The following is a 16,313-nucleotide window of genomic DNA, read 5'->3' as shown; positions in this document are numbered from 1 at the left end:
GCGTCACCGGGCCACCCTGTGTGTCGCTCGCACGCGTCATAGCCACCCCCGTCGTCCTGCCGCATCCAACGCGCGACGGCCCTGAGATCGTTCCGCGAACGCCCCGGATCCCCTGAACGGGCGGCGCGCCGGGCTCTCGGGGCGGCGCATCGGATCCATCGGGTGGTGCGCGGACTCGGCCCGGCCGAGCAGTGAGCCCCTTCGATGACTCGGGTGACTCATCCGGCCCCCAGCGGCGGCGCCGGTTTGCCGCCCGCGTCCAGGTAGGCCTGTGGGGGGTTCAGACGCTGGCCGGGGAAGCCGCCCTTCTCGTACTTGAGCAGCTTCTTCGCCTTCTCCGGGTCGGTCTCGCCCTCGCCGTACGCCGGGCAGAGCGGAGCGATGGGGCAGGCGCCGCACGCGGGCTTGCGGGCGTGACAGATACGGCGGCCGTGCCAGATCACGTGGTGCGAGAGATCCGTCCAGTCACTCTTCGGGAAGAGCGCGCCGACGGCGGCCTCGATCTTGTCCGGGTCGGTCTCGCCGGTCCACTGCCAGCGGCGAACCAGGCGCTGGAAGTGCGTGTCCACGGTGATACCGGGGCGGCCGAAGGCGTTGCCGAGCACGACGAACGCGGTCTTGCGGCCGACTCCGGGCAGCTTGACCAGGTCTTCGAGCCGGCCGGGCACCTCGCCCCCGAAGTCCTCCACCAGGGCCTTCGACAGCCCTATGACGGACTTCGTCTTGGCCCGGAAGAACCCGCAGGGGCGGAGGATCTCCTCCACCTCCTCCGGGTTGGCGGCGGCCAGGTCCTCCGGGGTCGGGTATCGGGCGAAGAGGGAGGGTGTCGTCTGGTTGACGCGCAGGTCGGTCGTCTGGGCGGACAGGACCGTGGCGACGACCAGTTGGAAGGGGTTCGTGAAATCCAGCTCGGGGTGCGCGTACGGAAAGACCTCGGCGAGCTCGCGGTTGATACGGCGGGCCCGGCGGACCAGGGCGGTACGCGACTCGTCGCCCGGCGGGTGGACGACGGCCTTGGCGGGGGCGGCGCCCTTGAGACGGGCCGTGGCCTTCTTCGGCGCGACCACCACCTTCTTGGCGGCGGGCGCCTTCTTCACGGCAGCGCTCTTGGAGGCACTCTTGGTGGCCTTCTCGGCCGCAGACGCCGACGTCTTGGAGGCAGCCTTCTTCGCGGAAGCCGCCTTCTTCGCGGAAGCCGCCTTCTTGGTGGACCCGACCTTCTTCGCCGGCCCTGCCTTCTCCGCGGGCCCTGCCTGCTCCGCGGAGGCCGTCTTCCTCACCGGTTCCGTCTTGTTCTCTTTCGCCGTTTTCCTACCGCCATCGGGGCTCTGTTCGCCCACAGCGGAATCGCGACGTACAACCACCCGCGCAGCCCCCTCGGCCTGTGCTCTCACCGGCGATTTGGACACCCGGCCAGCCTAAGGCCCGGCACCGACATCCGCCCCGGCCCCTGAAGATCGGCGTCCAATTGGACCCCTGCCGCGTACCCCGGGACACGTGTGCGGCATCCTTGTGACAGATCACACTGTTTGGACCGCCCGACAAAATGGGCACCACGGTCCCTCGGTACACGGGGGAGCAAGATCCCCTGAGCAGGTCGACAAGGAGAGAACTCGTGGACGACGTTCTGCGGCGCAATCCGCTCTTCGCGGCGCTCGATGACGAGCAGGCCGCGGAGCTCCGCGCCTCCATGAGTGAGGTGACCCTCGCCCGCGGTGACTCGCTGTTCCATGAGGGCGACCCCGGTGACCGCCTGTACGTGGTCACGGAGGGCAAGGTGAAGCTCCACCGCACGTCCCCCGACGGCCGCGAGAACATGCTGGCCGTGGTGGGCCCCGGTGAGCTCATCGGTGAGCTCTCGCTCTTCGACCCGGGCCCGCGCACCGCGACGGCCACGGCACTGACCGAGGTCAAGCTGCTCGGCCTCGGCCACGGCGACCTCCAGCCCTGGCTGAACGCCCGCCCGGAGGTGGCCACGGCGCTTCTGCGCGCCGTAGCGCGTCGGCTGCGCAAGACCAACGACGCGATGTCCGACCTCGTCTTCTCGGATGTCCCGGGTCGCGTCGCCCGCGCTCTGCTGGACCTGTCGCGCCGGTTCGGCGTGCAGTCCGAGGAGGGCATCCACGTCGTGCACGACCTCACGCAGGAGGAGCTGGCCCAGCTGGTGGGCGCGTCCCGCGAGACGGTCAACAAGGCCCTCGCGGACTTCGCCCAGCGTGGCTGGCTCCGTCTGGAGGCCCGTGCGGTGATCCTCCTGGACGTGGAGCGCCTCGCCAAGCGCTCACGCTGACGCGCACCTGGCCGTACGTCATCGGGCCCCGTCTCCACGCGAGACGGGGCCCGACGTCGTCAAGGAAGCGGAAAGCGCACCCCACGAGGGCTCCGCTCGCGGCACGGTGAACGCATGACCGGCAGCACTGCCCACCGCCCCGGACTCGACGCGCGGGGCTTCCTCACCCGGGAGGGCTCTCTCGCGCGCGTGCCCCCGGCCTTCCGTCCCGTCGTCACCGCGACATGCCACCGGCTGGCCGACGTCTTCGGGCACCGGCTGCACAGCGCGTACCTCTACGGGTCGATACCGCGCGGCACCGCGCGCAGGGGCCGCAGCGACCTGGACCTGCTGCTCGCCCTGCACGAGGAGCCGACCCGGGCGGACCGGGACGACGCCCGGGCGCTCGGCGCGGCGCTGGACGCGGAGTTCGAGCAGATCGACGGTCACGGCACCCTGCTGTTCGGCCGGGAGCGGCTGCTGAGCGACCTGGAGAGGCACGACCTGGGCTGGTTCGTCGCCTGTCTGTGCACACCGCTGCTGGGCGAGGACCTGGCCGCGTACCTGCCGCGCTACCGCCCCGACTCGCTGCTGGCCCGCGAGACCAACGGCGACCTGGCCCTGCTTCTCCCCCGCTGGCGCCGGCGGATCGCCGAGGCGGACGACACGGAGCAGGCCCGGCGGCCCCTGGTCCGCTTCATGTCCCGGCATCTGGTCCGTACCGGCTTCACGCTCGTCATGCCCCGCTGGAACGGATGGACCAGCGACCTGCGCGAGATGGCCGAGGCCTTCGCGGGGTACTACCCCGAGCGTGGCGAGCAGCTGCGGGCAGCGGCCGTCCTGGGGCGGGAGCCGGCCGGAGACGCCGCCGTGCTCGCGGCGTACGTCGGCGATCTCGGCCCCTGGCTCGCCGGGGAGTACGCGCGCGTGCACGGCGTCAAAGCGCCGCGTCCCGGGGGGCTCTAGATGAGCCCGTGTTCTTCCAGATAGTCCATCTGCGCCCGTACGGACAGTTCCGCCGCCGGCCACAGGGAGCGGTCCACGTCGGCGTAGACGTGGGCGACGACCTGCGCGGGGGTGCGGTAGCCGTCCTCCACGGCCGTCTCGACCTGGGCGAGGCGGTTGGCGCGATGGGCGAGGTAGTACTCGACGACGCCCTGGGCGTCCTCCAGGACCGGGCCGTGGCCCGGCAGGACCGTGTGGACGCCGTCGTCGACCGACAGGGAGCGCAGGCGGCGCAGGGAGTCCAGGTAGTCGCCGAGGCGGCCGTCGGGGTGGGCCACGACCGTCGTGCCGCGGCCGAGGACCGTGTCGCCGGTGAGGACCGCCCGGTCGGCCGGAATGTGGAAGCAGAGTGAGTCGGAGGTGTGGCCGGGGGTCGGTACGACGCGCAGTTCCAGCCCGCCGGTGGTGATCACGTCTCCGGCGGCCAGGCCCTCCTCGCCCAGGCGCAGGGCCGGGTCGAGGGCACGCACGCGCGTGCCGGTCAATTCGGCGAACCGGGCGGCGCCCTCCGCGTGGTCGGGGTGGCCGTGGGTCAGCAGGGTGAGGGCGACGCGCTTGCCGGCCTGCTCGGCCGTGGCGACGACCCGGCGCAGGTGCCCGTCGTCCAGCGGCCCCGGATCGACCACCACGGCCAGGTCCGAATTCGGCTCGGAGACGATCCAGGTGTTGGTGCCGTCCAGGGTCATGGCCGACGCGTTGGGGGCCAGGACGTTGACGGCCCGCGCGGTGGCGGGCCCCGAGAGGACCCCGCCGCGGGGCCGGCCGGGAAGGGCGCTTGGGTCCGTCATGCGGTGGCTCCACCGGTCGGGATGTGCTTGGTGAACTCGTCGTGGCCAGGCCAGGAAAGCACGATTCTCCCGTCCACCAGGCGGGCGGTGGCCAGGACCGGCGTGAGGTCACGCCCCTGGGCTGCGTCGAGTGCCCCGGCGGCCGTCTCGTACGCCGTCAGCTGGCGCAGGGTCGCGATCGTCGGCGGCATCATCAGCAGCTCGCCCTTGTCGTAGCCGTCCGCCGCCTCGCGCGGGGCGATCCACACCGTGCGGTCGGCCTCCGTGGAGGCGTTGCGGGTGCGCTGCCCCTCGGGGAGCGCGGCCACGAAGAACCAGGTGTCGTAGCGGCGGGACTCGAACTCCGGGGTGATCCAGCGGGTCCAGGCGCCGAGCAGGTCGGAGCGCAGGACCAGGCCGCGGCGGTCCAGGAACTCCGCGAAGGACAGGTCACGGGCGACCAGGGCGGCCCGGTCGGCCTCCCAGTCGGCGCCTGTTGTGTCGCCGACGACCGAGTCGTGGGCCGGACCTGCGAGCAGGACGCCGGCCTCCTCGTACGTCTCGCGTACGGCCGCGCAGACGATCGCCTGGGCCGCCGTCTCGTCGACGCCGAGCCGCTGGGCCCACCACGCGCGCGTGGGGCCCGCCCAGCGGACCTGGTGGTCGTCGTCACGCGGGTCGACACCGCCGCCCGGATACGCGTACGCGCCTCCGGCGAAGGCCATGGAGGCGCGTCTGCGCAGCATGTGGACGGCCGTGCCGCTGCCGGTGTCCTTCAGGAGCATGACGGTGGCCGCGCGCTTGGGGGCCACCGGCGTGAGGGTGCCGGCCGCGAGTGCGCGGATGCGGTCCGGCCACTCCGGGGGGTACCACTGACCGTTCGCCATGGGCGCGAGGCTATCCCGTGACGGGCGGATGTTCGAGTGGCCCCCGGGGACGGATTCCGCAGCTGGGACCCGCCGACGGACCCTGCGGGGTGCTACGCGAGTTCCACCTGGATCTCGACCTCGACCGGCGCGTCCAACGGCAGCACCGCGACGCCCACGGCACTGCGCGCGTGCACGCCCTTGTCGCCGAGGACCTCGCCGAGCAGCTCGCTCGCGCCGTTCAGCACCGCGGGCTGGCCCGTGAAGTCCGAGGCCGAGGCCACGAAACCGACGACCTTCACCACGCGCGCGATGCGGTCCAGGTCACCGGCGACGGACTTCACGGCGGCCAGGGCGTTCAGCGCGCACGTACGCGCCAGCTCCTTGGCCTCCTCGGGGGTGACCTCGGCGCCGACCTTGCCGGTGACCGGAAGCTTGCCCTCCACCATCGGGAGCTGCCCGGCGGTGTAGACGTACGGGCCGGACTGCACGGCCGGCTGGTAGGCGGCGAGCGGCGGGACCACGTCGGGCAGGCTCAGGCCGAGCTCGGCCAGCTTCGCCTCGACGGCGCCCACTACTGCTTCTCCCGCTTCAGGTAGGCCACGAGCTGCTCGGGGTTGTTCGGCCCGGGCACGACCTGGACGAGCTCCCAGCCGTCCTCGCCCCAGGTGTCCAGAATCTGCTTCGTGGCGTGGACGAGCAGCGGCACAGTCGAGTATTCCCACTTGGTCATGCGGCCGACTCTAACCCCTGGCGGGGAGGGGCTCGCGGCCCACCACCGCACCGGTTGTCCACAGCCTCCCGCGTAGCCCGGGCGCGGACTGGTTAGGCTCGAATACGTGAGCAGGCTCCAGGTCGTCAGCGGCAAGGGCGGTACCGGCAAGACCACGGTGGCCGCGGCCCTAGCGCTGGCCCTGGCCACGGAGGGGAAGCGGACGCTTCTCGTCGAGGTCGAGGGCCGTCAGGGCATCGCGCAGCTCTTCGAAACGGAGGCGCTGCCTTATGAGGAACGGAAAATCGCGGTAGCACCCGGGGGCGGGGAGGTGTATGCCCTCGCCATCGACCCCGAACTGGCCCTTCTGGACTACCTCCAGATGTTCTACAAGCTGGGCAGCGCCGGACGGGCCCTGAAGAAGCTCGGCGCGATCGACTTCGCCACCACGATCGCGCCCGGCCTGAGGGACGTCCTCCTGACCGGCAAGGCGTGCGAGGCGGTGCGCCGCAAGGAGCGCAGCGGGCGGTTCGTCTACGACTACGTCGTCATGGACGCCCCGCCGACCGGTCGGATCACGCGCTTTTTGAACGTGAACGACGAGGTCGCCGGCCTCGCCAAGATCGGCCCGATACACAATCAGGCGCAGGCCGTGATGCGGGTGCTGAAGTCGCCGGAGACGGCGGTGCACCTGGTGACGCTGCTGGAGGAGATGCCCGTCCAGGAGACCGTGGACGGCATCGCCGAGCTGCGTTCGGCCCGGCTGCCGGTGGGCCGGATCATCGTGAACATGGTCCGGCCGGAGGTGTTGGACGAGACCGACCTGGAACTCGTGCGGACGGTCCCGCGTTCCACTGTCGCGCGGTCCCTGTCGTCCGCGGGGCTCGGCGGGGCGCGGCGCGGCGGGCACGCGGAGCGGCTGGTGGACCCGCTGCTCACGCAGGCCGAGGAGTACGCCGAGCGGTACACGCTGGAGCACGAGCAGCGTGCGGTCCTGGCCGAGCTGGGCCTGCCGCTGCACGAACTGCCGCTGTTCGCCGAGGGCATGGACCTGGCGGGGCTGTACGAGCTGGCCCGCGAGCTGCGCGAGCAGGGCGTGTCATGACCCGGGACGGACAAGCACACGAGCAGGGCGTGTCATGAGCCAGGACGGACAGGCAAGGCCCGTCATGAGTCGGAAGCAGGGGATGTCATGAGTCGTCCGGACCCGGCCCACACCCACGACCCGGCCCGCCCTCACCTCGCCCCCGCGCGCCTGCTCGACGTCGATCCGCTGCTGGAGGACCCGAAGACCCGGATCGTGGTGTGCTGCGGCTCGGGCGGGGTCGGCAAGACGACGACCGCGGCGGCCCTGGGGCTGCGCGCGGCCGAGCGGGGCCGCAAGGTGGTCGTCCTGACCATCGACCCGGCCCGCAGGCTGGCCCAGTCCATGGGCATCGACTCCCTGGACAACACCCCGCGCCGGGTGAAGGGCATCGACGACACGGCGGGCGGCGAGCTGCACGCGATGATGCTCGACATGAAGCGCACCTTCGACGAGATCGTCGAGGCGCACGCGGACCGCGAGCGGGCGGCCGCCATCCTGGGCAACCCCTTCTACCAGTCGCTCTCGGCGGGCTTCGCGGGCACGCAGGAGTACATGGCGATGGAGAAGCTCGGGCAGCTGCGCGCCCGGGACGAATGGGACCTGATCGTCGTCGACACCCCGCCGTCCCGTTCGGCGCTGGACTTCCTGGACGCGCCCAAGCGGCTCGGCTCGTTCCTGGACGGCCGGCTGATCCGGCTGCTGACCGCGCCCGCGAAGCTGGGCGGCCGGGCCGGGATGAAATTCCTGAACGTCGGGATGTCGATGATGACCGGCACCCTCGGCAAGCTGCTCGGCGGTCAGCTCCTCAAGGACGTCCAGACATTCGTGTCCGCGATGGACACCACCTTCGGCGGCTTCCGTACCCGCGCGGACGCGACGTACAAGCTGCTCCAGGCGCCCGGCACGGCGTTCCTCGTGGTCGCGGCCCCGGAGCGGGACGCGCTGCGCGAGGCCGCCTACTTCGTGGAGCGGCTGGCCGCGGAGAACATGCCGCTGGCCGGTCTGGTGCTCAACCGGGTGCACGGCAGCGGCGCCGACGGGCTGTCGGCCGAGCGGGCGCTCGCCGCCGCGGAAAATCTTGAAGAGCCCGGCATTGTGGATCAGGAGGACGGGAAAGCAGTACTTCGTAACTCCCCCGACGCACAGGACAGTTCAGACTCTCCCACGCCCGGAACACCAGCTCGGGCATCGGCTCCCGAAGGTGGCTCCCCCACCGATGACGCCGCGGACACCGAGCACCCCGGGGACACGGAGCACACGGAGGGCCCCGAGCGGTCCGTCGACCAGCTGACGGCAGGCCTGCTGAGGCTGCACGCCGATCGCATGCAGCTGCTCTCCCGTGAGCAGCGCACGCGTGACCGCTTCACCGCGCTCCACCCCGAGGTGGCCGTGACGGAAGTGGCCGCGCTGCCCGGGGACGTGCACGACCTCGCGGGACTGCGCGACATCGGCGACCGGCTCGCGGCCGACGAGCGTGAGCTTCCCGACCCTGCCGACCTGCCGGAACCGCCCGAGGCGAGTGCCTGAGCGCAACCGGGTGAGGGCGCGGGGCCTCGTCGGAGTTCCCGAGGGGACTCCTCAGCTCACCGCCGCGTAGTTCTCGTAGATCTCGTCGTCGTCGAGGGGCAGAACACCGCACCCCCGCTCGTACTCCGTGCGCGCCGTCTCCAGCAGCCGGCGCCAGGAGGTCACCGTGGGACGCCTGCGCAGCAGTGCGCGGCGCTCCCGCTCCGTCATGCCTCCCCACACACCGAACTCGACGCGGTTGTCGAGCGCGTCGGCCAGGCACTCCGTGCGCACCGGGCATCCGGTGCACACCGCCTTGGCCCTGTTCTGCGCTGCTCCTTGAACGAACAGTTCATCCGGATCGGTAGTGCGGCAGGCCGCCTGCGCACTCCAGTCGACTACCCAGCCCATACCGGCGCCGTCCTCTCCCGAATCGAGGCTCCCCCACGGCGGCAGCGGCATATTCACCGCCGCCAGTTGAGGACGTTACGGAAGGTGGGCACAGCGCAACACCCCCAGCGGGCCCAATCTTGAATGGCCCGAACGGACTATGGGTAAGCGGCAGATCACCCGGGGGAGTGAGCTGGCGACATACGTAACTTTCCCGGCAAACCAGGACAGTTCAGTTGCGTCACAACGGACGCCGTATGACACACAAGGCGGATTCGGACACGACCCCAACAAAAAAGTTGGGGAACACCCAGAACGATTCGGGGTCGCCGGACGTATTGATACGTGGCCTCACTGCTGTGACAGTTGAGAGCAGCTTAGGCCAAGGCCTATACGCCTGTCCGGCGAATGAGAACGTAGGCTGCCCCCATGCCAAACAAGCGCTCGGGCGGTGGTCTGTCTCCCACGCAGCAGGCCGCCAAGTTCCTCGGTGTCAGTGTCCTCGCGGGAGCCGTGCTGGCCGGCATCGCGCTCCCGGCGGTGGGCGCGCTGGGACTTGCGGCCAAGGGATCGGTCGAGAGCTTCGACGAGCTCCCGGTCAACATGAAGACCCCGCCGCTGAGTCAGCGCACCACGATCCTCGACGCCGACGGCGGCCAGATCGCCACGGTCTACTCGCGCGACCGCACGGTGGTCCCCCTCAAGGACATCTCGCCGTACATGCAGAAGGCGATCGTCGCGATCGAGGACTCGCGCTTCTACCAGCACGGCGCGGTCGACCTGAAGGGCGTCCTGCGCGCCCTCAACAAGAACGCGCAGACCGGCGAGGTCTCCGAGGGCGCCTCCACCCTGACGCAGCAGTACGTGAAGAACGTCTTCGTCGAGGAGGCGGGCAACGACCCGACCAAGGTCGCGCAGGCCACCCAGCAGACCATCGGCCGCAAGATCCGCGAGCTCAAGTACGCGATCCAGGTCGAGGAGGAGCTGGGCAAGAAGAAGATCCTCGAGAACTACCTGAACATCACGTTCTTCGGCCAGCAGGCCTACGGCGTCGAGGCCGCCGCCCAGCGCTACTTCTCCAAGTCCGCCAAGGACCTCACCCTCGAGCAGTCGGCCCTGCTCGCCGGCATCGTCCAGTCGCCCAGCCGGTACGACCCGGTCAACGACGAGACGGAGGCCACCAAGCGCCGCAACACCGTCCTCCAGCGCATGGCGGCCGTCGGCGACATCTCCAGGACGCAGGCCGCCGACGCGATGAAGGCACCGCTCGGCCTGAAGGTCAGCAAGCCCAAGAACGGCTGCATCACGGCGGTCAAGGGCGCGGGCTTCTTCTGTGACTACGTGCGCGAGGTCTTCCTGACCGACCCGGTCTTCGGCAAGACCAAGAAGCAGCGCGCGAAGATCTGGAACCAGGGCGGCCTCACCATCCGCACCACCATGGACCCGCAGGCCCAGAACGCGGCGCAGCGGTCCATCAAGGAGCACGTATACAAGAGCGACGAGGTGGCCACCGCCGTCTCCCTCGTCCAGCCGGGCACCGGCAAGATCCTCGCCATGGGCCAGTCGCGTCCGTACGGCTTCAAGAAGAACGAGACGCAGATCAACCTGTCCGTCGACCAGTCGATGGGCGGCGGCATGGGCTACCAGCCCGGTTCGACGTTCAAGCCGATCGTGGCCGCCGCGGCCCTCGAGGACGGCATGCCGGCGAACAAGGTGTACGCGTCGCCGTACCAGATGGCGTACCCGAGCCCGGTCTCGGCCTGTGACGGCAAGCGGTGGGTGAACGACCCCGGCAACCCGGCCAAGCTGGAGAACGAGAACTCCTCCGAGGTCGGCCCGTACGACATGCGGGAGGCGACCGCCAAGTCGGTAAACACCTACTACGTGCAGATGATCAGCGACATCGGCATCTGCCCGGTGACGACGATGGCGAAGAAGATGGGCGTCGTGCGGGCCGACGGCGACAAGATGCCGCAGGTGCCCTCCATCGCCCTCGGCACCCAGGAGATGTCCCCGCTGACCATGGCGAACGCGTACGCGACCTTCGCCTCGCGGGGCATGCACTGCACGCCGGTCGCCATCGAGTCGGTCAACCGGCGGGTCGGTGACAAGACCTCGTCGCTGGAGGTGCCGAAGTCGACCTGCTCGCGCGCGATGTCGGAGAACACCGCCGACACGATCAACACGCTGCTGAAGGGCGTCGTCGAGGACGGTACGGGTAAGAAGGCCGGCCTCGGCAGCCGCCCCAGTGCCGGTAAGACCGGTACGACGGACGAGCGCTACGCGGCCTGGTTCGTGGGCTACACGCCGAACATGGCCGGCGCGGTCTGGGTCGGCGACCCCGCGCACAAGCGCAAGATGGTCGGCATCACCATCGGCGGCCGGTCGTACGGCAAGGTCTTCGGTGGCGAGGTCCCCGGCCCGATCTGGGGCGACATGATGTCCGGCGCGCTGGAGGGCAAGCCCGTCGAGAACTTCAACACCGTCCACATTCCCGACAGCAAGCCGCGGGACCGCGGTGACGGGGACGACGACGGTGGCGGCCGTGAGGACGGTGGCAACGGCGACGACGACGGCTTCATCGGCGGTCTGGTCGGCGGCAACAACGGCGGAGGCGGCGGCGAGACCTTCCCGACGCCCTCGTTCTCCATCCCGGAGGGCTTCTTCCGGGGCCAGGGCAACGGCGGCGGCAATGGCAACGGCGGCCGGTTCGGCTGATCGGCCTGCGTGCCGGAACGGCCCGTAAGGGACGGCCCCCTCTCACCTACTCGGGTGAGAGGGGGCCGTTTCCGTCCGGGTGAGGGGTCAGCCGGCCAGCAGCTTCTTCACCGCGGCGGCGACGCGGCCGCCCTCGGCCTGCCCGGCCACCTTCGGGTTCACGATCTTCATGACCGCACCCATGGCCCGCGGCCCCTCGGCACCGGCCGCCTTCGCCTCCTCGACCGCCTGGGCGACGATCTCCTGAAGCTGCTCGTCCGACAGCTGCTGCGGCAGGTACGTGGCGAGGACCTCGCCCTCCGCCTTCTCCCGCTCGGCCTGCTCGGCCCGACCGCCCTGGGCGAAGGCGTCGGCCGCCTCGCGCCGCTTCTTCGCCTCCCGGGTGATCACCTTCTGGACCTCGTCGTCGGAGAGCTCGCGCTTCTCCTTGCCCGCGACCTCCTCCTTGGTGATCGCGGCGAGCGTCAGCCGGAGCGTCGAGGAGCGCAGCTCGTCGCGCTCCTTGATCGCAACGTTGAGGTCATCCTGCAGCTTCGACTTGAGCGTGGTCATGGGGTCGATTGTCGCAGGTCCGGGAGGAACGGCGCCCCTCGATTTAGGCGGCCGCGACCGAAGGGCCCGTGCGATCAGGGGATTTCGGACACCGCCCGGCACGGACCACGGCCGCGGTCTGACACGATGGTCGTATGCGCGCGCGATACGGAGTTCCCCTGGGAATCGCGGCGGCTGGCGCCGCCGGTCTGGTGTACGCGGCGGGCTTCGAGGCCCGCTCCTTCCGCCTCCGCCGGGTCACCGTCCCGGTCCTGCCCCCGGAAATGCGCCCTCTGCGCGTGCTCCAGGTCTCCGACATCCACATGGTCGGCGGCCAGCGCAAGAAGCAGCGCTGGCTGCGGTCCCTGGCGGGCCTACGCCCCGACTTCGTGATCAACACGGGCGACAACCTCTCCGACCCGGAGGGCGTCCCGGAGGTCCTGGACGCACTCGGCCCCCTGATGGAGTTCCCCGGCGCGTACGTCTTCGGCTCCAACGACTACTACGGCCCCAAGCTGCGCAACCCCGCCCGCTACCTGCTCGAGAAGGCCCAGGGCCGCCACGGGCTCAACGGCAACGCGCCGGCCGAGGGCGTGGTGCACAACCCGTGGGAGGACCTGCGGGACAGTTTCGACGCGGCGGGCTGGCTCAACCTCACCAACACGCGCGGCGAGCTCAAGCTCGAGGGCGGGTCGGTGGAGCTCACGGGCCTGGACGACCCGCACATCAAGCGGGACCGCTACGCGCAGGTGGCGGGCGGCCCGTCCGACTCGGCCGACTTCTCCATGGGCGTCGTACACGCCCCCTACCTGCGCACGCTGGACGCGTTCACGGCCGACGCCTACCCCCTGATCCTGGCCGGCCACACCCACGGCGGCCAGCTGTGCATCCCCTTCTACGGCGCCCTGGTCACCAACTGCGACCTGGACACGGAGCGGGTGAAGGGCCTGTCCACGCACACGGCGGAGGGCCGTACGTCGTACCTGCACGTGTCGGCGGGCTGCGGGACGAACCGCTACACCCCGGTACGGTTCGCGTGCCCGCCGGAGGCGACGCTGCTGACGCTGGTCGGGCGCGAGGCCGTGGGGAGGTAAGGGGGCGGAGGTTCCGGTTCAGGGGTTCCTGTGCTGGGGCCGGTACCGGGGCCCCAGGTGTAGAGGTCAGGTCCCGGGGCTCCGGTATAGAGGTCAGGTCCCGGCCAGGGGGCCGGTGAAAGGTCCGGCCGGGACCGCGGTCCGGGTGGGGTAACCCGCACAGCCCTGCCCACATCGCACCTTATGTCCGCTTCTGCCAGCGTGGGGGCATGACCGCCCCGATACCCCGGGACATCCCGGACCTCCCAGCGATACCGTCCCCGCCGACACTGAAGCGCGCTCCCGTGCCCGCCACGGCCGTCGTCACCCCGGTCCGCCGCCCCGCGGCCGCGGCCTTCCGCCTGCTGGTCGCCCTCGCGGCGACCGGGGGCGTGGCACTGGAACTGCTCCTCGGCGACCCGTCCCGTGTCCTGAGCTACTTCGTGATCCAGAGCAACCTGCTGTTGGCCCTGGTCATGGTCCTTTCGGCCCGCCGCGCATGGACGGCCGGCCGTCCTCTGCCGGGTGCCGTGCTGGGCGCGACGCTGCTCTACGTCGTGATCGCGGCTCTGGTGCATCACCTGCTCCTGGCGAACGAGGCGAGCCCGTTCTCCCTCACGGGCGAGGCAGCCACGCCGACGGGCTGGCAGGCCCTCTCCCACGGGGTGCTGCACACGGTGACCCCGATCGCGGCGGTACTGGACTGGCTCCTGCTCACGTCCCCCGGCCGCCTGCACCTCCGCCAGGCCAGCACCTGGCTCCTCTACCCGATGGCCTACCTGGCCTTCTGCCTCACCCGGGGCGAGCTGCTCCTCCCGGGCACCCCCGAGCGCTACCTCTACCCCTTCCTGGACGTCGGCCAGGACGGCTTCAAGCGGGTGCTCGGCAACGCGCTCCTCCTGGGCCTCTCGTTCTACGCCCTGGCCGTCCTCCTCGTGGCCCTCGACCACGCCCGCCCGAACCCCATCCGCCACCGCGGCAAAACCGGATTTCGTCTCTAGCCACCGGTGGGCTAAAGTAAACGTCGTCGCCGCGACAGCAGCGACATCGGGGTGTAGCGCAGCTTGGCAGCGCGCTTCGTTCGGGACGAAGAGGTCGTGGGTTCAAATCCCGCCACCCCGACAGCTAAGTAGCAGATCAGAGGGCCCTTACCGACTCGGTAAGGGCCCTCTGGCGTTGCAGCGTGTCTATCTGCGTGACTACCGCTCTGAATCCCGCTTGAAGATGCCGTCCATGACCACCGCGCCGGTCTGGATCACGGGCGGATCCGCTTCCGGTGGACCTCCAGCGTCGAGCGGCTTGCCGACGGCTGAGGAGAAGGCCAGCCCGTGTTCCTCCCAGCTGTCGCCAGCGGCCAGCCGCTCCCAGCCCTGGTCCTCGAACTGCTGCCACAGGACCTCGACGCAACGCGCCGGCAGAGCGAGGGTTCGCCGGGACTTACGGGTTTTGTGCCCCGCCGCGCCGGACCGAGCGCCACACGGCGACGTGCGGAGGCTGGGGGGATCGGCGTCCGGCCTGCCCTTGAGGAAGACGTGGTCCCAGGTCAGCGCCCGCAGCTTCTGCCGTCGCTGCACATGCAGGGGCCTGAGCCTTCGCATGGGTCAACTGGGCCGGCTGAGTTTGGTGACTCGCCTGCGCTTGAATCCGTGCCGCCAGAGGCAGTGGGTAAGCCTGTTGCGGCGCTCGCCAGCACGGCTGCACCAGCGGTGGTCATTGGGGCCCCATTGCCACAGGTCAGAGCCCCGTCCCTTCACTTCTTCGGCTTCTGGCCGTCTTGCAGTCCCTCAAACTCAACCAAAGAGCCGTCCCGCTCGAACCGCAGCGCACGGGGCCGGGGGGCTTCCTGGGCTGCTTCCGGCTCAGGGTGAAGTTCCCCGTAGAGCTGATGGTAAAGATCAACCGCTTCGCGGAGCGAGCATCCTTGTGCCTCACGAATCGCCTTCACTGCGAGGATGGTGCGCCCCTCCAGAATGTTGCGATCTAGACTCTCCGGCAGTTCTGGCACACGTCCTCCCCGGTCCGGCATCGCAGTAGAGCAACCGCGGCTCCTCCGGTCAACTGAGTTGAGTGGTTCCTGAGCTCATTTGTGAACCGTTTGGGAGCCGACGTCGGAACCCGGCTCCCCTGGTCGCTCCCCTTCCTTCCCACCGCGACAGCGAACTCAGGCTTACGTCGCGGCGTCGTTGTCCGACGGGTCTTGCCGCTTCCGTCGCTTCAGCACGCGCGATGTCGCGGGCACGGCAGTCTCAGACCACCAGCGTTGCGCGTGCGGAGCCGCGATCTGCGCAGCCTTCGCGCCGACCAGCAGCGCAGCAGCGATCGCAACCATTCGGAGGTCGCCACGCGTACCGGTGCCACCGGATGCACCCCGGTCAGTGGCACCGACCGGCTCGGCTTCAGCGACGGTCACGTCGTCGTCACGGAACGACTCGGCGTGCTCGGGCGGAGCTGGCGCATTGGTCATGTCGTTCAGCAGGGCCGCGAGAGTCTCATCGCTCCAGGTCGTTGTGGTCCACTGGCGGTAGTAGTGCAGGGACCTGACGTTGCCCCTGTGATGATCCTCTTGGGTGCCGTACCTCTCTCCCTTGTCGGTCAGGGAGTACGCGCCTGGCTCGCCTGTCAGGTAGCCGTACCTGAGCAGCAGCAAGTTCATCTCCCGCCCGGTTTTGCCGATCTCCCGGCCGAGCACAGTTGCCGATTTACCCACCGCTCCCGCACCTCCCCGCTCTGCCGGGCGCAGACAGGCTCCCGGCCCCCCAAAGCAGGGAAAGCTACCCGGTGCCACGGCCTTGTGCAGGGCAATTGCGGCATTCGTTATGCACGGCTCACGTGCGAGGGTGGGCGCAGTTGGTCGCGCGACCAGATGTACACCCTCAATCGGCCGGGTTCTGGACGGCGGCGCCTTCTGCAAGAACCCAACTAACTAAGAGAAGGGCAGCGGATCATGGCGCTCCTGGCCGAATACAGCTGCAAGGCCACACCGGCCCGCCGCGTCGTGGAGGTGTACGACGCTGACGCCTACCTGAGCGACGACGAGGCCATGGCCGCTGCCCGCAGGCAGGTGGTGGCCGGCAACGGCTACCACCTGTACATCCTCAGTCTGCAACCCGACATCGACGTGGAAGTCGCCATCCGTGTCTGGGACACCCCGCCGCCCCCGCCCGCCGACGCGGAAGGCCAGGTGCCCGTGAGCATCGAGTCCGAAACCGGCATCCTCGTCGTCAATCAGCTCGCGTACGGGCCTGCGGGAGAAATGCCCCTGCCGCGCCCCGGCGTCTACGAGGGTCACGCCTGGTGGCAGGGCCGCCGGGCAGCCGCCGACTACTACGACACCACCCTCGACCAGCTCACCGACGACTCCCCGGACGACCAACTCACCGAGGCCTGGC

17 protein-coding genes, 1 tRNA gene and 1 pseudogene are annotated in these 16,313 nt (G+C 70.1%); 9 read left to right on the top strand and 10 right to left on the bottom strand.

All coding sequences use genetic code 11. The features are described 5' to 3' along the window. Window positions 1-218: 218 nt before the first annotated feature. Complete coding sequence (nth, locus tag ABT116_RS29495) at window positions 219-1,280, bottom strand: endonuclease III (RefSeq protein WP_351640128.1); 1,062 nt, start codon at window positions 1,278-1,280, stop codon at window positions 219-221. Between the two features lie 335 nt (window positions 1,281-1,615). Between nth and ABT116_RS29490 the strand changes: the two genes are divergently transcribed. Further along, window positions 1,616-2,290, top strand: coding sequence for a Crp/Fnr family transcriptional regulator (locus tag ABT116_RS29490; protein ID WP_010031945.1), 675 nt, complete (start codon window positions 1,616-1,618; stop codon window positions 2,288-2,290). A 114-nt stretch (window positions 2,291-2,404) separates the two neighbouring features. Continuing rightward, window positions 2,405-3,235, top strand: a complete 831-nt coding sequence (locus ABT116_RS29485; RefSeq protein WP_351640124.1) for a nucleotidyltransferase domain-containing protein — start codon at window positions 2,405-2,407, stop codon at window positions 3,233-3,235. On the opposite strand, the gene ABT116_RS29480 is transcribed toward ABT116_RS29485, so the two are convergent. The 4 genes from ABT116_RS29480 to sp36 all read right to left on the bottom strand — a co-directional run bounded on the left by ABT116_RS29480 (window position 3,232) and on the right by sp36 (window position 5,640). After that, complete coding sequence (locus ABT116_RS29480; RefSeq protein ID WP_351640121.1) at window positions 3,232-4,062, bottom strand: MBL fold metallo-hydrolase; 831 nt, start codon at window positions 4,060-4,062, stop codon at window positions 3,232-3,234. The two genes, ABT116_RS29485 and ABT116_RS29480, sit on opposite strands and share 4 nt — an antisense overlap. After that, the gene (locus ABT116_RS29475; protein WP_351640118.1) at window positions 4,059-4,928 is read right to left on the bottom strand and encodes an NUDIX hydrolase; all 870 of its coding nucleotides are present in this window, start codon (window positions 4,926-4,928) and stop codon (window positions 4,059-4,061) included. The genes ABT116_RS29480 and ABT116_RS29475 overlap by 4 nt, the downstream gene beginning before the upstream one ends. Before the next feature lie 92 nt (window positions 4,929-5,020). After that, on the bottom strand, window positions 5,021-5,482 hold the full coding sequence (locus ABT116_RS29470) for a RidA family protein (protein WP_175433869.1): 462 nt from the start codon (window positions 5,480-5,482) through the stop codon (window positions 5,021-5,023). Continuing rightward, on the bottom strand, window positions 5,482-5,640 hold the full coding sequence (gene sp36 / locus ABT116_RS29465; RefSeq protein WP_097218487.1) for a Sp36 family protein: 159 nt from the start codon (window positions 5,638-5,640) through the stop codon (window positions 5,482-5,484). Before sp36 ends, ABT116_RS29470 begins: the two co-directional genes overlap by 1 nt. 106 nt (window positions 5,641-5,746) lie before the next feature. Here sp36 and bagA point away from each other — a divergent pair, with 106 nt between their 5' ends. Next, window positions 5,747-6,724 (top strand): ATPase BagA, encoded by a 978-nt coding sequence (gene bagA / locus ABT116_RS29460; protein WP_351640115.1) that lies wholly within the window; start codon window positions 5,747-5,749, stop codon window positions 6,722-6,724. An 87-nt stretch (window positions 6,725-6,811) separates the two neighbouring features. Further along, entirely contained in the window at window positions 6,812-8,233 is a 1,422-nt protein-coding gene (gene bagB, locus ABT116_RS29455) for an ATPase BagB (protein ID WP_351640112.1), read from the top strand. Window positions 8,234-8,284: 51 nt separating this feature from the next. Here the strand turns inward: bagB and wblA are convergent, their stop codons facing one another. After that, window positions 8,285-8,623, bottom strand: a complete 339-nt coding sequence (wblA, locus tag ABT116_RS29450; RefSeq protein WP_030846174.1) for a transcriptional regulator WblA — start codon at window positions 8,621-8,623, stop codon at window positions 8,285-8,287. A 408-nt stretch (window positions 8,624-9,031) separates the two neighbouring features. Between wblA and ABT116_RS29445 the strand changes: the two genes are divergently transcribed. Then, a complete protein-coding gene (locus ABT116_RS29445) occupies window positions 9,032-11,320 on the top strand; it encodes a transglycosylase domain-containing protein (RefSeq protein ID WP_351640110.1) in 2,289 nt (762 codons plus the stop codon). Between the two features lie 87 nt (window positions 11,321-11,407). Here the strand turns inward: ABT116_RS29445 and ABT116_RS29440 are convergent, their stop codons facing one another. Continuing rightward, window positions 11,408-11,872 (bottom strand): GatB/YqeY domain-containing protein, encoded by a 465-nt coding sequence (locus ABT116_RS29440; RefSeq protein ID WP_184560804.1) that lies wholly within the window; start codon window positions 11,870-11,872, stop codon window positions 11,408-11,410. A gap of 134 nt (window positions 11,873-12,006) precedes the next feature. On the opposite strand from ABT116_RS29440, the gene ABT116_RS29435 reads away from it, so the two are divergent. From ABT116_RS29435 to ABT116_RS29425, 3 genes are all read left to right on the top strand, one after another. Next, complete coding sequence (locus ABT116_RS29435) at window positions 12,007-12,945, top strand: metallophosphoesterase (protein ID WP_351640108.1); 939 nt, start codon at window positions 12,007-12,009, stop codon at window positions 12,943-12,945. Window positions 12,946-13,154: 209 nt separating this feature from the next. Further along, complete coding sequence (locus ABT116_RS29430) at window positions 13,155-13,925, top strand: Pr6Pr family membrane protein (protein ID WP_351640107.1); 771 nt, start codon at window positions 13,155-13,157, stop codon at window positions 13,923-13,925. A 47-nt stretch (window positions 13,926-13,972) separates the two neighbouring features. Next, window positions 13,973-14,046: transfer RNA gene (locus ABT116_RS29425), tRNA-Pro, on the top strand. Window positions 14,047-14,123: 77 nt separating this feature from the next. Here the strand turns inward: ABT116_RS29425 and ABT116_RS29420 are convergent. The 3 genes and pseudogenes from ABT116_RS29420 to ABT116_RS29410 form a co-directional block, all read right to left on the bottom strand. After that, a pseudogene (locus ABT116_RS29420) lies at window positions 14,124-14,492 on the bottom strand (site-specific integrase); the annotation flags it as partial. A 182-nt stretch (window positions 14,493-14,674) separates the two neighbouring features. Beyond that, complete coding sequence (locus ABT116_RS29415; protein WP_351640106.1) at window positions 14,675-14,929, bottom strand: hypothetical protein; 255 nt, start codon at window positions 14,927-14,929, stop codon at window positions 14,675-14,677. Between the two features lie 162 nt (window positions 14,930-15,091). Beyond that, the gene (locus tag ABT116_RS29410) at window positions 15,092-15,631 is read right to left on the bottom strand and encodes a hypothetical protein (RefSeq protein WP_351640104.1); all 540 of its coding nucleotides are present in this window, start codon (window positions 15,629-15,631) and stop codon (window positions 15,092-15,094) included. A 237-nt stretch (window positions 15,632-15,868) separates the two neighbouring features. Between ABT116_RS29410 and ABT116_RS29405 the strand changes: the two genes are divergently transcribed. Further along, window positions 15,869-16,313: hypothetical protein (locus ABT116_RS29405; RefSeq protein WP_351640102.1), on the top strand; the 445-nt coding region annotated here is incomplete at its 3' end.

Source organism: Streptomyces sp. NPDC002130 (genome assembly GCF_040296465.1).
Lineage (GTDB): Bacteria > Actinomycetota > Actinomycetes > Streptomycetales > Streptomycetaceae > Streptomyces.
This window is presented reverse-complemented; position numbering and strand designations above follow the sequence as displayed.